This is a genomic window from Streptomyces sp. NRRL WC-3742 (assembly GCF_000720635.1).
Taxonomy (GTDB): Bacteria; Actinomycetota; Actinomycetes; order Streptomycetales; family Streptomycetaceae; genus Kitasatospora.
Genome location: NZ_JOCF01000228.1, coordinates 1 through 208 on the forward strand (window position 1 = coordinate 1; position 208 = coordinate 208).

General features: G+C 70.2%; 1 protein-coding gene. It reads left to right on the forward strand.

Annotation, left to right across the window (positions count from 1 at the left end; genetic code table 11):
• Positions 1-16: 16 nt before the first annotated feature.
• On the forward strand, positions 17-208 hold a 192-nt coding region (locus tag IH61_RS45475; RefSeq protein WP_199823454.1), incomplete at its 3' end, for an IPT/TIG domain-containing protein.

Sequence of the window (208 nt, forward strand, 5' to 3'; positions counted from 1 at the left end):
CAGCGGGTTCGTGGGGGTGACGGCGGTGCGGTTCGGTGCCGTCAACGCCTCGTCGTTCACGGTGGTGTCGGCGACGCAGATCACCGCGACCGTGCCGGCGGGGTCGGGTACGGTGCAGGTGACCGTGACCACCCCCGGCGGCACCAGCAACGGTGTCGCGTTCACCTACGTTCCCGTTCCCCAGCTGGTGAGCGTGATTCCCACGGCG